Raw genomic sequence first — 13,904 nt, 5'->3', positions numbered from 1 at the left:
AACTGGAAGAAAATAATGAAGATTTTTTAAGATTTTGGTATTTCAACTTAATACCCTTTAAAGAAGAAAAAATATTTATTTTTACATTAGAGGAGATCACCATGAGAAAATTGCAACAAATACTACTTCCATGGCTGCTAATTTCCGTATTTCTCATCATCTTATTCCAACTTTATCAAGGACAAAACGAAGAGTATACAGACCAAAGAGAAGATGTTGGAGCAGCAACGGAATTACATCCAACGGTGGAAGAGAAGAAAGATAAATTAATTGAACAAGCAGTAACGAAAGATATCCATGTAGTGATAACGGATGACGTTCGCTCATTTGAACGCCAAGAAGAATTATATCAGCAAGGAAGAGCGACAGATGGCGAGATTGTGACATACGCACAAGGTGGCGAATCCTATCATAATTATGGACTTGCTATCGACTATGCACTTGAAAACAAAAACGGCGAGTTAATTTGGGATATCCATTACGATGGCAATAATAATAATCAATCCGATTGGTTCGAGGTTGCAAATATTGCAAAAAATCTAGGATTTGAGTGGGGTGGAGACTGGGAAGGATTTAAAGATTATCCACATTTACAAATAACATTTGGCTTAAGCATTGAGCAATTGCAACGTGGTATACGCCCTAAGCCTGCACAGGAATAGTTTATTTTGTTACCACTTTCTAATAAATAATGTAGCTTTTCCTTATGAATGAAAAGCTACATTTTTATTAACGGAATCTCGACCAACACGCATCAAAGCTCCAGGGAAGTCTTCATCCGGATAACCAAATGAAATACCAAATAATAGTTTCATGTCCTCTGATATGTCTAGAGATTCTCTGACTTGATTAGCAAAAAAGCCTAATGATGTTTGCGGAACGCCACCTAATCCCCTCGCTGCAAGAGCTAATAAAAATGACTGACCATACATCCCAATATCGGCGGCTACTCGAACGTTATCCCCAAAAGATGGCATAAATAGAAAGGCAACATGAGGAGCGTGAAAGAATTCATAGTTTAAGTTAACGACACGCATTCTGCCTTCACGGTCATTCCTATCGATTCCCATCGCCTGTTGATAAGCAATGGCTTGTTCTATTTGACGTTCAGAATAACGCGCATAATAATCTTTTGTATCAAATGAAAAATCAGCAGTATGTTGGCCATTACGATTCGCTTCTAAAATCTTGCGACTTAATTCATCTTTTATATTCCCGGATACAATATGGACGTCCCAGGGTTGCGTATTACAATTGGAAGGAGTAAATTGAGCATCTTCCAAAACTTCCGTAATGGTCTCGCTATTTACCGGCGTCGATTTAAATCCCCTGATTGAGCTTCTACTACGGACTAACTTTTGAAAATAATTCTTATCTATGGGACGACCCCTCCTTAGATATCTGTATAGCTTGTACATTATTCTATATGTATATCATAAATGATCGATTATCATATCAAAAGTAATAAAGCTGTTGAATGCGACCAACAGCTTTATTTGTTTCTATATTATATCATGATTCACCTGGGAAAAGGATTCCATTTTCTTTTCTAAGTTGTTCAGTTATTTGGACAACGATACGGCTTCTTTCCAGACAGGCATCATGCCATTTCCTATCTTTTCCTTTCAACATTTTCTCAAAAGCTTGAATTTCATAGATCATGTCAGCCTCATATTGTTGACTTGCAAGCGAAGTTGTTTTTGAAGCAATACGGTCATATAATTGCAGATCACTAATTGGAGCTACACTATCCATCGTCAAGGAACCATCTTCACCATGAATTTCTGACGGCAGGCTTGCATTGGCAATTTTTGAACAAAGAATAGTTACAATAAAACCCTTATAGGTTAATACAATTGTGCCACTACCATCAATCCCATTAGATAATAAAACTGGGAAATAATTGACTTTCTCGGGCTGTCCAAACAAATCAATTGCCATGCTTAACGGATATACACCCAAATCCATTAATGCACCACCGGCAAAAGTTTTAGAGAATATATTTGGATCTTTACCTTCTTTATATTGATCATATTTTGATGAATATTTCACATATTGAAACATGGCACTACGAATAACGCCAATTTGTAATAGTTGTTCTTTTAAGATTTTGTAATTAGGAGAGAATAGATGCCGGAACCCTTCAAAAACGAAGACATCATTGGCCCTCGCCAAGTCCATTATCTCTTCTAATTGCTGCACAGTATATACCATTGGTTTTTCACAAAATACATGTTTCCCATTCTGTATACATAATTTGATATGATCGGCATGCAATTTATTGGGTGAAGCAACATACACAACATCACTTTCATCCGTAAGCATCGCTTGCAGATCCGTAAATATATGAGCTGCTCCATGCTTTTCTGCAAAACGATGGGCTTTTTGTTCATTTCTTGAATAGACCGAGACTAATTCAGCTACCCCTGATTGTTGCGCAGCATCAATAAAAGCATCGGTTATCCAACTTGTTCCTATTGTAGAATACTTCAAAGCTCTATTCTCCCCTTTTATCCGTACTATCTTCTTCGTGCTTTCCTTCTGTTGTTTCCCATTCATCTGGTAATGGATCGATTTCATGCTTATAAGCGTATCCTTTTGAGATCGTCACTAAGGACAAGATAAGAACGATTGCGACTACAATAATACAGGCGATAATTACTACAATATAAGTAGACACAAAGAACATACCTCACTTTATGTTAGATTTGCAAATGGCTTAACCATCCCTAACACCATATTTGTATAGGGGAGCGTAAGACCTTTTTGTTTAGCAAGTCGAATGGCTGCTCCATGTAAATGATCCAATTCGAGTGGGGATTGTTTACGTCTATCCTGGTGCATCGATGATGTTGCTTCATTATTCAGACCTAGTAGTTTTTCTTTTGCCATTTCTACATCATCGTCGGTAAGCTTAATTTGGCATGCATTTGCTAACTTTTTCATCTCTTGTAATAGATTTACTGCAATCGCAAATGTCTCTTTATGCTCTCTAATTGGACCGATTGGTAAATTGATGGCCGTGGTAATTCCGGAAAAAGCACTAATAAACATGTATTTCTTCCATTGTTCATATAAAATGGATGGATGGTATGTTGCAGTCATGACAGCTTTACTACTAAGTTCTTCTAATCGCTTACATACCTCTTCTTGACTAGAGTTTAGTGGCCCAAACACAAGCTCATGAAAATCACTTGAATGTACCACATACCCCTGCTCATTTAATGTAGCAATAATAAAGGAAAGTCCGCCAATTATGTTCTTCTCGCCTAATTTTTCCTGCAAAATGTCCATATGTTCAATACCATTTAGAACCGGAAGAATATATGCCCCTTTTTGAACGAGTACTTGTAAAGAATCTAACGTCCCAGCTAAATGATAGCCTTTCACACTTACAATCACTATATCTGGTTTTTCTATATTATTTGGATCCGTACACAATATAGGATCTTTAACATCATAATCACCTCGAGGGCTACGAATGGCAAGCCCATGCTTTTGAATCTGTTCAGCTCTCCTCTCCCGAACTAAAAAGGTAACCTTAGCACCTGCCTCTTGATACCGTAAACCAAAATACCCCCCCAATGCGCCAGCACCTAGTATAACAACATGCATATTTTCCCCTCCCCTTTGAATAATATAGCTATTAAGAGATAGTCGTCCAATGCTATCTTATCATGTTTATTTGGTTATCTTAATGGTACTTTTTTAATGGATAGGTGTCTAACAATAACTATTCAATAAAATGGTAATTATTCCCTATATCAACATATTTATGAACATACCAAAGCTTAAAGGATGATACCACAGTATATTTATGTATATAAATTTTATATACCCTATACATCGATTTTTCGTAATAAATTGCAAATTATCAAAATTTACTGTGTTTGAATCAATTGTAAAAGCCCTGTAACATTTTAATATAACTGCATATAAAGGAGGCTATCCATTCTTTAAATCTATTTTTTTAATAAAAATGCAGTGATTTTTACCCAGGAATAAAGACGCAAGATTGCTAGCGCCGACCAACTGGGCACTGCAATACATAGAAAAATAGATTTTTAAATAAAAAAGGGAGGCAATTAATTACATGAAGAAACTCTTACTTATGCTTGTTCTAGGATTAACCATGTTCGCACTAGCAGCATGCGGGTCAGACGATAGTGCAAGCGGGGAAGATGGCGAAAGCAGCGGAAGTAAATTAGACGAATTAAAAGAGGCAGGAACCGTAACTATTGGTTTTGCTAATGAAAAACCATATGCATATGAGGGGGAAGATGGCGAATTGAAGGGAGCTGCAGTTGATATTGCAGCAGCTGTATTTAAGGAACTTGGTGTGGAAAATATGGATTCGAAATTAGCTGATTTTGGACAATTAATTCCAGGCCTTAAAGCTGGCCAATTCGACGTTATTACGGCAGGGATGGCTATTAATCCTGACCGTTGTGAGAACGCAGCCTTCGGTGAACCTGAAATGAAATACGGTGAGGGACTTATTGTCCAAAAAGGAAATCCACTAAATCTTAAAAGCTACACAGATATAGCAGATAATCCAGATGCTACCGTTTCGGTTATGGCTGGGGCAACAGAAAATGAATTTCTTAAATCTGAAGGTGTAAGCGAAGATCAAATAACGAATGCAGATGATATACCAGCTACTTTATCAGCTGTAGAATCTGGTAGAGCAGATGCAACAACCGGTACAGAGATGACAATTAAAATGGCATACGAATCGTTGAATAGCGATAAATTAGAATTCGTAGAAGGATTTGAACAACCAGATGTTGAAGGTGTACCAAGTTATGGTGCGGCAGCTTTCCATCTAGATAACACGGAATTGCGTGATGCATATAATGAAAAACTTGCTGAATTGAAAGAAGATGGCACAGTAGCAGAATTACTGGAGAAGAATGGATTCAGCGAACAAAATAATATGGTGGAAGCAGATATTACTACGGAAAAAATTTGTAACGGTGACATCTAATCTACCTTCCACGAAACTGAACAACTTTACAGTTTATAAACATGATGACTCCATAGGGTCCGGCTCCCTCGCCCAGGGTGTCTGGCCCTATATTTTTTATCTTACGTATTAAAGAAGCAGCCAATCTACTAAAGGAGTGATTATCATTAATGCGGTCATAGAAATATTCCCTTCCCTAATGAAGGGATTAACAATCACGATTACTGTTCTGCTCGGTTCTGCCTTTTTTGGTTATCTATTTGCATTTATTGCTGGGCTTTGCCGACTTTCTTCTAATATTTTTCTACGTAAATTTACTGGATTCTATGTCGAGGTATTCCGGGGAACTTCATTAATTGTCCAATTGTTTTGGCTCTATTATGCCATTCCGATGCTATTTGGTATTGAACTTGGTAGTAACTGGTGGGCCGGTGTTATTGCGATAGCATTAAATTATGGCGCCTATATGTCAGAAATTGTACGTGGATCGATTCTCGCAGTTGCCAAAGGACAAACAGAGGCTGCGACTGCTTTGAATATGTCGCGATTTCAGCGAATGCGGCTTGTTATCTTTCCCCAAGCAGTGCGAATGATGTTACCCGAGTTCGGAAATTATTTAATTCAAATGTTAAAGGCAACTTCTCTTGTATCATTAATTGGAATGACCGATATTCTTTACTATGGAGATATTATTCGAAGCTCTAATCTATCCCAGGCGCCGACAGTTTATATCTTAGTATTGTTCTTCTATTTCATACTTGCTCTCCCGTTAATCTTCTTAACTCGGAAATTGGAGGGTATTTCAAAGAAAGGGGTGGCTAATTAATGAGTAATTGGAGTTGGGAAGTATTTGCAGAAGCATTTCCTATTGTTTTAGAAGGGCTAGGAATAACACTGGGATTAACCATCGCTTGTTATTTATTTGCTCTTATATTCGGCTTTTTTTGGACATTCCTGCGTAGAATTCCTTTTAAACCAATTAACTGGATCGTAACGTGGGTAATGGAATTTATTCGCTCAACGCCACCGTTAGTACAACTATTCTTTATTTATTATGCATGGCCGATGGTTCCAGTTGTAGGGGTCACCCTGGATCCTTTCACAAGTGCGATTCTTGGGCTAGGTATTCACTTTAGTACTTATATTGGAGAAGTATACCGTTCTGGTATTGACGGAGTAGATAAAGGGCAATGGGAAGCAGCCAAATCACTAAACTTTTCTACGAAACAGAAGTGGACTAAAATTATATTGCCGCAAGCTATTCCACCAACAATACCAATGTTAGGAAACTATCTTATTATTATGTTTAAAGAGGTGCCTCTTGCTTCTACAATTGGAGTTGCAGGAATACTTCATATGGCGAACAGCTATGGAGCACAATATTGGACTTATCTAGAACCTCTTACCATTGTAGCAATATTATTTTTAATAATGAGTTATCCTTCTGCTATACTAATTAATAAGCTAGAAAAGAAAATGAACCGCCGCTTTGACAAGAAGGAAGCACTTAATAGTAGTAAAGGAGCGACAGCATAATGACAGAACCGATTGTTACGTTTAATGATGTTCATAAATCCTTTGGTGATGTAAAAGTACTTAAAGGAATTGATTTAGATATAAGACCAGCAGAAAAAGTAGCTATAATTGGGCCAAGTGGTTCTGGGAAAACCACCATCATTAGAATGCTAATGACATTGGAACAGCCTACTTCTGGTGACATTATTGTAGATGGAACGAACTTATGGAAGATGGATAAAAAAGGAAAACAGGTTACAGCAAATGAAAAACATTTACGAGCAGTTCGAGGAGATATCGGAATGGTATTCCAACACTTTAATCTTTTTCCTCATATGACAATTTTAGAAAACTGTATGACTGCACCCATCCATGTGAAACAGGAAAGCAAATCCTCTGCCAAAGACCGATCCATTGAAATGCTAAAAAAAGTGGGACTTGGTGATAAATTAGATAACTATCCTAGCCAGCTCTCCGGAGGTCAGAAGCAGCGTGTAGCTATGGCAAGAGCTTTAGTTATGCGACCAAAAGTCATGTTATTTGATGAGGTAACTTCAGCTTTGGATCCAGAATTAGTCGGTGAAGTGCTTGAAGTGATCCGAGATATTGCTAAAGACGGTGAGATGGCAATGATTCTTGTAACCCATGAAATGGATTTCGCTCTTGACGTCGCAGATAAAGTATTGTTCTTGGATGAAGGTGTCATTGCTGAACAAGGAACCGCGAGCGAAGTCATTGAACACTCTAAAAACGACCGTTTACAAAGCTTTTTACACCGTTTTAGAAATTAAAGGGCTAAAAGCAGAGAACACCAACTTGAAGTTTGCTATAAAAACAAGAAGCTGCAGCTTCCATTAAAACGGAGCTACAGCTTCTTGTTAATGTATTGGATCTTCCCCTATAATTTTTACCTCTCGTTCTAACTGAACCCCGAATTTATCACTTACTGTTTTTTGCACGTGACGAATTAATTGAATATAATCCGTTGCCGTTGCCTGGTCTTTATTCACAATAAATCCTGCATGTTTTAAGGAAACCTGAGCACCACCAATTTGTGATCCTTGTAATTCGCTATCTTGTATTAATTTCCCTGCAAAATAACCTGGGGGTCGTTTGAATACACTCCCACATGAAGGATATTCTAATGGCTGTTTCGTTTCTCGTTTCATCGTTAAATCATCCATAATTGCTTTAATATCTAGATAACTACCTTGCGACAAGGAAAACGTTGCTTCAAGAACAATATATCCTCTCTCAGGAATATTACTCGTACGATAATCCAAATCCAGTTGATCTGCTGTCCTTGTTAAAAGATTTCCTTCTCTATCTACTACTCTCGAGCTCACGAGTACATCCTTTATTTCGCCTCCGTAAGCCCCTGCATTCATAAATAAGGCACCACCGACAGATCCTGGGATTCCACAAGCAAACTCCAATCCAGACAATGTCTTATCAAGGGCTTCCCTGGAAACGTCAATGATCCTAGCACCGCTTTGAGCTACAATGGTTGATCCATTTGTTGAAATATCGGTTAACTGCTTCAAATTCATAACAATCCCCCGGATACCACCATCTTTTACAATCAGATTAGATCCATTACCGAGTAGGGTAAATGCGATTTCCTCCCTATTTGCTAGTTTGACTATTTCCTGTACTTGATTATATGTTTCCGGTGTTACTAAAAAATCAGCCTTCCCGCCTAAGCGAGTATACGTATGATTCTTTAATGGTTCATCCACCATCACATTTTTCTTCGGGGTTATTTCCGTTAATTTATCGTACATATGATGATTCAATCCCACACGTATCATTCCTTTAAACATTATTCCAATATATTGTAAGCTATTGTATATGATCTTGCCACAGAAATTTATAAATGAGATGATCCACTTTCCTGCTTTCATGTAAGCCACTATGACTTAATTGATCATTATGAATAACTTTCTCCTGTAGCTGTGCCTCTGGTACAATATTTCGTAATGAGTGTACACTTTCTGGCACAGCAATTGCATCTCCTGTACTTGCAATACTAAGTACTTCGATATGATCTGGAAACGGACGCTCACGAAGGTATTGTAATGCAGGAGAATCAGGATGTAAATCCGCAGCTGCAGGATCACGATTTATTTTAAAATACTCTTCACTATAAATTCCATCAAACGGACTACCAATAGCAATAAATTTACGTACTGTTGGAAAATTCACACCCTGAAATTGCTTCAAGTATTCTAATGACACAATTCCTCCCATTGAATGCCCGACTATATTGACACTTTCGATGGAATAAACTTGCTTCATATCCTCTAACACTTTTGCAAGCCAACTTGCCGTCACCTCAAAGCTTGCCCGATTATCCTCAAACACAACTTGAATAAATACCGGTTCTTTTTTTCCTTTACTGAGATTATATTTTTGAACAACTCCGTTCTGCTTCACATAATACACGATCGCTTTATTTCCCCAATGATAGTCATATTCAAAACGGTTTAACATATTACCAAATGAATTTATGGTACCTTTATAACCATGTACAAATAGGGTTGGCCTTACTTTATCATAATCTGAATTTGCCTTATTTGGCATGTATAAAAGGGCCGCGAAACCAAGGATGATTAGACCAATTGACGTTATTGTTATAATATGTTTCTTCTTCAAACATTTTCCCTCATTTATACAACCTGTTGAATCTAATTTGTTCTACCCAATTATAGCATGTCTCATGATTGTTTTCTTTCAAAACAAGGACATTCGATAAACATTACGTAATGGGATGAAAGATCGGTTGTTTGTTTTCAAATGTCGTGACATATTTAAACCCTAGATAGCGTAATAAACGAATTGCATCTTCAACCCCTGAGCCTACTGTCGTTTCTACATGTGAATCTGAACCCACAGTTATAATTTCTCCGCCACAGTCTTTATAAAGCTTTAAGATATCTGTACTTGGCATGGCACTGTTAAGCCCATAACGGAAACCAGAGGTGTTTATTTCTATACCTTTCCCAGCTGGAATTATTTCATGAAATATTTGTGAAAGAATGGAATGAAAATCATGATTACTCTCTTGTCCTTTCGTATATCGCTTTACTAAATCAATATGTCCCAGTACTTGAAATTCTTTAAATTGCGTAATACATACATATAATTCCTGATAATATTGCTGATATGCTTCCTCTATCGTTTGATTCTTAAAGAAATCACCGGAATGTAAATCTTTCTTTTGAGTGGTGTGCATTGAACAAATAACAAAGTCAAAAACTTCTTGCTCAACCACCCGTTTACAATTAGAAATAAGATGTGGCTGAATGCCAATTTCTACCCCTTTCTTTATATTTATCCTATTTGCATATGCTTGTTGCATTTCTCTAATTTTTTTATCATAAGCAGCTAGATCTAAATCAAAGGTAATCGTAGGATCTGGATAATCTTCATCAATATGCTCTGTAAAGCAGATTTCTCTAAGCCCTCTATGAATTGCCTCTTCGATTGCCTTCTCCATTGGTGTATCACAATCTGCCGAAAAAGTACTGTGCATGTGATAATCAAACATAAAAAATATCGCTCCTTTGGTTGACTTTTTCTTTTATAATTATTAGAATACTATATAACTTTATTTAGATAAAGCGATAAAGTGATGAAGTGTTCTGGAAGGAGTATTAACTTTATGCATTCATTAGTAAACAACCATTATCGTGCCGATCAAATCGAAAGGTTTCAGCAACGTGAAGAATTGATTTCTAAACTAAAACATCGCTTTAAGACGTATGGATATAAACAAATTCAAACTTCAGCATTTGAAAAGTATGATATGTATGCAACGAAAACTGGAATTGTTAACACAGAAGATATGATCAAAATCATCGATGCATCGGGAGAAGTGTTAGTATTACGCCCAGATATAACCATTCCATTGACGCAATGGATGACCAATAAAAATCAATTAACTGTAAAACATGATCGCTACTTTTATGTTATGGATGTATTTCGTCATGTACAATGGAATGAACAGAAGGAACGTACCCAAGCAGGTATTGAATACTTTGGAGACTCTTCACCCACAGTAGATGCTGAGGTTATCGCATTAGCTATTCATACCTTACATGACTGCGGTTTTTCCGACTATAAAATAGAAATTGGGCATGCTGGTTTTTTTAAGGCACTCATTGCACAAACATCACTTTCGACAACTGAAATCACGAATATTCAAAGATTTATACAATCAAAGAATCTAGCAGAAATGACAGCTTATTTAGAATCATTAACTATTGATGAGCCTTTAAAAACAGCCATTCGGAATATTCCTTTTCTATATGGGCAGCCAAAATCTGTCATTAATGAAATTAATCAATATGGCTTGGATAACGAGGTGAAAGCTGAATTAAAAAAACTAATTGATGTTTATACTAACCTCCAGGCATATGACCTGTCAGAGGATATTGTGTTTAACTTAGGACTGATTAATGATATGGATTACTATTCAGATATAATTTTCCAAGGATTTATCAATCAGATTGGTAGACCAGTCGTTATGGGAGGAAGGTATGATAACCTAGGTGATCAGTTTGGTACACATATTCCTGCTATTGGCTTTGCTTTTGATGTAGATTTATTAATCCATGCTGCTAGTCAACATCATTTATTGTCCGAACCAGAGTCATCCATTGATATCTGTTTATATTATGATACAAATACGCAACAAGAGGCTGTAGCTGCAGCGTTTCACCTTAGAAACCAAGGATATTCAGTTATTTCTTTTCCTAAGGAAACATCCGAAACAGCGACTATTCAAGCTACTTGGGAAATCATGTACACAGAAAACGTTTATACAGCTGCTGTAGACAATCAAATCTATCAATTTAAAAATTTCGTAGATTTACAGGGATTATTACAAGCAAAAAAGGAGAATGGATAGATGGAAGCTTTTACTCTAGCTGTAGCAAAAGGCCGTACAGCAGATCACACCATTAGATTATTAGAGCAAATGGATATTTTCTTTGAAGATTTAACCCCTTCCAGTAGAAAATTGGTCTTTTATAATAAAAAACACACGATTAAGCTTATTTTTGTTAAAGCTGTGGATGTGCCCACCTATGTAGAAAAAGGTGCAGCCGATATCGGGATTGCTGGGAAAGATAATATCTTGGAATCAGAAGCTGATATTTATGAGATTCTTGATCTGCAAATTGGAAAATGTAAATTTGCCGTTGCCGGAAAACCAGGTGTAAACATTGATACATTACAATCTTTAACGATCGCAACAAAGTATCCGACCGTTGCAAAAAAACACTTCTTACGTAAAGGGAATAACGTTGAGATCGTAAAGCTGAATGGTTCTGTTGAATTAGCTCCATTGATCGGCCTCTCTGATGTGATCGTCGATATTGTAGAGACAGGTAATACGCTAAAGGAAAATGGGTTGGTCGTAATTGAACATGTGGAACCGATAAGTACTCGTTTAATTATTAATAAAGCAAGTTTTGCCATGAAAGCAAATCACATACAGCAATTTATTGAAAAACTGAAAATAAGCTTGGAGGAATAGACATGAAATGGCTAACTGGAGCTCAATATTGGAGCAGCAAGATATCTTCACAAGCTATCGAAGATCAACTTGAAAACTCCATCGATCAATCCGTTCTTGATATTATTCGTCAGGTTAAGGAAGCTGGTGACCGGGCCGTCAATTCTTTAACAAATCAATTCGATGGAATCAAATTAGATGACTTTACAGTAACGAAAGATGAATTTGCAGAAGCACGAGATCGAGTTTCTCCTGCTTTTGTGCCTGCATTAGAGCAAGCGAAGACAAATATTACACGTTTTCACCAGAGACAACTGCAACAATCATGGATAGATTCAAGTATCCCTGGAATTGTCTTGGGGCAGCAGGTTACTCCCCTTGAACGTGTTGGTATCTATATTCCTGGGGGAAAAGCTGCTTATCCATCTACCGTGCTAATGAACGTCATCCCTGCAAAAATTGCTGGGGTTGAATCCATCGTAATAACGACACCCCCACAACCAAACGGCAAGGTAAACCCACATATTCTAGTTGCTGCCGAGAAGGCCGGAGCAGATACGGTTTATAAAATTGGAGGGGCGCAGGCGATTGCAGCACTCGCTTATGGAACGGAAACGATAAACAAAGTTCAAAAAATCACTGGTCCAGGTAATGCATATGTGGCTCGCGCAAAAAAATGGGTTTTTGGAGAAGTAGCCATTGATATGATAGCAGGACCAAGTGAGATTTGTATAGTTGCAGATGATACAGCTCCAGCTGATTTTGTTGCAGCTGATTTACTATCACAAGCAGAACATGATGAGGCTGCTACCCCTATTTGTATCGTTTGGAATAACAAGCAAGCAACAGCGATACAAGAGGAAATGGAAAGACAAACCGCGCTGCTGGAAAGAGAGGAAATTATCACTAAATCTGTACAGCAAAATGGCAAATTCATCCTCGTTGAAGATCTATATGAGGCAATGGACATCGCTAACGATATTGCTCCAGAACACTTGCAATTAATGATTGAAAATCCGATTGAAAAGCTAGGTTACATTAAGAATGCTGGTGCCATATTCTTAGGTAACTATTCCCCAGAAGCACTTGGAGATTATATGGCAGGACCGAATCATACATTACCAACAAATGGTACCGCTGCTTTTTCTTCACCATTAGGGGTTTATGATTTCATGAAAAAATCCAGCGTGATTCAATATGACAAACAATCGTTACTTAACACAGTTGATGCAATTACAGAATTAGCTACTACAGAAAAGTTGACTGCCCATGCCCAGGCCATTCAAATTCGAAAGGAGGATGATTCCAATGCGAAAGCATGAGCTTAACCGAGCTACTTCAGAAACAGAGATCACTTTAGGATTAACGATTGACGGGGCAGGAATTAGCTCCATTCAAACCGGAGCTGGCTTCTTTGACCATATGTTAACCTTAATGACCAAACACGGATTATTTGATATCAATATCATTTGTAAAGGCGATTTAGACGTTGATCAACATCATTCTGTTGAAGATATTGGTATTGCCCTCGGTCAAGCATTTCACCAAGCATTAGGCGATAAAGAAGGGATCACTCGCTATGCTAGCGTAACAACGCCAATGGATGAGGCGCTATCAACAGTTTCGATAGACATAAGTGGTCGTGCCTATCTCGTCTATGGAGTAGAGGGACTTAAAGACAAAGTAGGGGATTTTGATACAGAACTGGTTGAAGAATTTTTTCAAGCATTTGCTAGCAACGCTAAAGTCACTCTTCATATACACCAGGTTTACGGCAAAAACACCCATCATATCATTGAATCGATATTTAAAGGATTTGGACGTGCGCTTGATACAGCTAGTCAAAAAAATGGACGGATCAAAGGTGTTCCTTCCACAAAGGGAAGCCTATAAGTGCGAATA

General features: G+C 37.5%; 16 protein-coding genes. 9 read left to right on the top strand and 7 right to left on the bottom strand.

All coding sequences use genetic code 11. The annotated features are described in order from the left end of the window. Positions 1-101 precede the first annotated feature (101 nt). Positions 102-662, top strand: a complete 561-nt coding sequence (locus JKP73_RS18130; RefSeq protein WP_188943661.1) for a M15 family metallopeptidase — start codon at positions 102-104, stop codon at positions 660-662. A 42-nt stretch (positions 663-704) separates the two neighbouring features. On the opposite strand, the gene JKP73_RS18125 is transcribed toward JKP73_RS18130, so the two are convergent. From JKP73_RS18125 to JKP73_RS18110, 4 genes are all read right to left on the bottom strand, one after another. Then, the gene (locus tag JKP73_RS18125; protein ID WP_200411623.1) at positions 705-1,418 is read right to left on the bottom strand and encodes a nitroreductase; all 714 of its coding nucleotides are present in this window, start codon (positions 1,416-1,418) and stop codon (positions 705-707) included. A 94-nt stretch (positions 1,419-1,512) separates the two neighbouring features. Beyond that, complete coding sequence (locus JKP73_RS18120) at positions 1,513-2,493, bottom strand: Gfo/Idh/MocA family protein (RefSeq protein ID WP_038245777.1); 981 nt, start codon at positions 2,491-2,493, stop codon at positions 1,513-1,515. Positions 2,494-2,497: 4 nt separating this feature from the next. Further along, entirely contained in the window at positions 2,498-2,680 is a 183-nt protein-coding gene (gene ytzI, locus JKP73_RS18115) for a YtzI protein (RefSeq protein ID WP_021288677.1), read from the bottom strand. A gap of 17 nt (positions 2,681-2,697) precedes the next feature. Next, entirely contained in the window at positions 2,698-3,615 is a 918-nt protein-coding gene (locus JKP73_RS18110) for a ketopantoate reductase family protein (protein WP_200411622.1), read from the bottom strand. A gap of 478 nt (positions 3,616-4,093) precedes the next feature. On the opposite strand from JKP73_RS18110, the gene ehuB reads away from it, so the two are divergent. The 4 genes from ehuB (at position 4,094) to ehuA (ending at position 7,272) form a co-directional block, all read left to right on the top strand. Then, complete coding sequence (gene ehuB / locus JKP73_RS18105) at positions 4,094-4,987, top strand: ectoine/hydroxyectoine ABC transporter substrate-binding protein EhuB (protein WP_021288679.1); 894 nt, start codon at positions 4,094-4,096, stop codon at positions 4,985-4,987. A gap of 178 nt (positions 4,988-5,165) precedes the next feature. Then, positions 5,166-5,792 carry an amino acid ABC transporter permease gene (locus JKP73_RS18100; protein ID WP_038246092.1) on the top strand — a complete coding sequence of 209 codons (627 nt, stop codon included), beginning with the start codon at positions 5,166-5,168 and terminating at the stop codon, positions 5,790-5,792. Continuing rightward, positions 5,792-6,502, top strand: a complete 711-nt coding sequence (gene ehuD, locus JKP73_RS18095; RefSeq protein WP_021288681.1) for an ectoine/hydroxyectoine ABC transporter permease subunit EhuD — start codon at positions 5,792-5,794, stop codon at positions 6,500-6,502. The genes JKP73_RS18100 and ehuD overlap by 1 nt, the downstream gene beginning before the upstream one ends. After that, a complete protein-coding gene (gene ehuA, locus JKP73_RS18090; RefSeq protein ID WP_188943669.1) occupies positions 6,502-7,272 on the top strand; it encodes an ectoine/hydroxyectoine ABC transporter ATP-binding protein EhuA in 771 nt (256 codons plus the stop codon). The genes ehuD and ehuA overlap by 1 nt, the downstream gene beginning before the upstream one ends. 87 nt (positions 7,273-7,359) lie before the next feature. Here ehuA and murB read toward each other — a convergent pair whose 3' ends face one another. The 3 genes from murB to JKP73_RS18075 form a co-directional block, all read right to left on the bottom strand. Further along, entirely contained in the window at positions 7,360-8,265 is a 906-nt protein-coding gene (gene murB / locus JKP73_RS18085; RefSeq protein ID WP_234447132.1) for a UDP-N-acetylmuramate dehydrogenase, read from the bottom strand. Between the two features lie 58 nt (positions 8,266-8,323). After that, complete coding sequence (locus tag JKP73_RS18080) at positions 8,324-9,136, bottom strand: alpha/beta fold hydrolase (RefSeq protein ID WP_021288684.1); 813 nt, start codon at positions 9,134-9,136, stop codon at positions 8,324-8,326. Positions 9,137-9,239: 103 nt separating this feature from the next. Beyond that, positions 9,240-10,031 (bottom strand): histidinol-phosphatase HisJ family protein, encoded by a 792-nt coding sequence (locus tag JKP73_RS18075; protein ID WP_200411621.1) that lies wholly within the window; start codon positions 10,029-10,031, stop codon positions 9,240-9,242. Between the two features lie 114 nt (positions 10,032-10,145). On the opposite strand from JKP73_RS18075, the gene hisZ reads away from it, so the two are divergent. Genes hisZ through hisB form a run of 4 tightly spaced genes read left to right on the top strand, consistent with a single transcriptional unit; the run spans position 10,146 to position 13,895 of the window. Then, positions 10,146-11,393: an ATP phosphoribosyltransferase regulatory subunit gene (hisZ, locus tag JKP73_RS18070; protein WP_200411620.1), complete on the top strand. Its 1,248-nt coding sequence runs from the start codon at positions 10,146-10,148 to the stop codon at positions 11,391-11,393. After that, positions 11,394-12,023: an ATP phosphoribosyltransferase gene (hisG, locus tag JKP73_RS18065; RefSeq protein ID WP_200411619.1), complete on the top strand. Its 630-nt coding sequence runs from the start codon at positions 11,394-11,396 to the stop codon at positions 12,021-12,023. A gap of 2 nt (positions 12,024-12,025) precedes the next feature. Continuing rightward, entirely contained in the window at positions 12,026-13,324 is a 1,299-nt protein-coding gene (hisD, locus tag JKP73_RS18060; RefSeq protein WP_021288688.1) for a histidinol dehydrogenase, read from the top strand. Continuing rightward, complete coding sequence (hisB, locus tag JKP73_RS18055; RefSeq protein ID WP_021288689.1) at positions 13,311-13,895, top strand: imidazoleglycerol-phosphate dehydratase HisB; 585 nt, start codon at positions 13,311-13,313, stop codon at positions 13,893-13,895. Before hisD ends, hisB begins: the two co-directional genes overlap by 14 nt. The last annotated feature ends 9 nt before the right edge of the window (positions 13,896-13,904 follow it).

The sequence above is a fragment of the Virgibacillus salexigens genome (assembly GCF_014905415.1).
Taxonomy (GTDB): domain Bacteria; phylum Bacillota; class Bacilli; order Bacillales; family Amphibacillaceae; genus Virgibacillus; species Virgibacillus salexigens.
This window is presented reverse-complemented; position numbering and strand designations above follow the sequence as displayed.

Coding starts and splice junctions, on each gene's coding strand:
- JKP73_RS18130 (WP_188943661.1), top strand. CDS start 102: ATGAGAAAATTGCAACAAATACTACTTCCATGGCTGCTAATTTCCGTA.
- JKP73_RS18125 (WP_200411623.1), bottom strand. CDS start 1,418: ATGTACAAGCTATACAGATATCTAAGGAGGGGTCGTCCCATAGATAAG.
- JKP73_RS18110 (WP_200411622.1), bottom strand. CDS start 3,615: ATGCATGTTGTTATACTAGGTGCTGGCGCATTGGGGGGGTATTTTGGT.
- ehuB (WP_021288679.1), top strand. CDS start 4,094: ATGAAGAAACTCTTACTTATGCTTGTTCTAGGATTAACCATGTTCGCA.
- JKP73_RS18100 (WP_038246092.1), top strand. CDS start 5,166: ATGAAGGGATTAACAATCACGATTACTGTTCTGCTCGGTTCTGCCTTT.
- ehuD (WP_021288681.1), top strand. CDS start 5,792: ATGAGTAATTGGAGTTGGGAAGTATTTGCAGAAGCATTTCCTATTGTT.
- ehuA (WP_188943669.1), top strand. CDS start 6,502: ATGACAGAACCGATTGTTACGTTTAATGATGTTCATAAATCCTTTGGT.
- murB (WP_234447132.1), bottom strand. CDS start 8,265: ATGTACGATAAATTAACGGAAATAACCCCGAAGAAAAATGTGATGGTG.
- JKP73_RS18075 (WP_200411621.1), bottom strand. CDS start 10,031: ATGTTTGATTATCACATGCACAGTACTTTTTCGGCAGATTGTGATACA.
- hisZ (WP_200411620.1), top strand. CDS start 10,146: ATGCATTCATTAGTAAACAACCATTATCGTGCCGATCAAATCGAAAGG.
- hisG (WP_200411619.1), top strand. CDS start 11,394: ATGGAAGCTTTTACTCTAGCTGTAGCAAAAGGCCGTACAGCAGATCAC.
- hisD (WP_021288688.1), top strand. CDS start 12,026: ATGAAATGGCTAACTGGAGCTCAATATTGGAGCAGCAAGATATCTTCA.
- hisB (WP_021288689.1), top strand. CDS start 13,311: ATGCGAAAGCATGAGCTTAACCGAGCTACTTCAGAAACAGAGATCACT.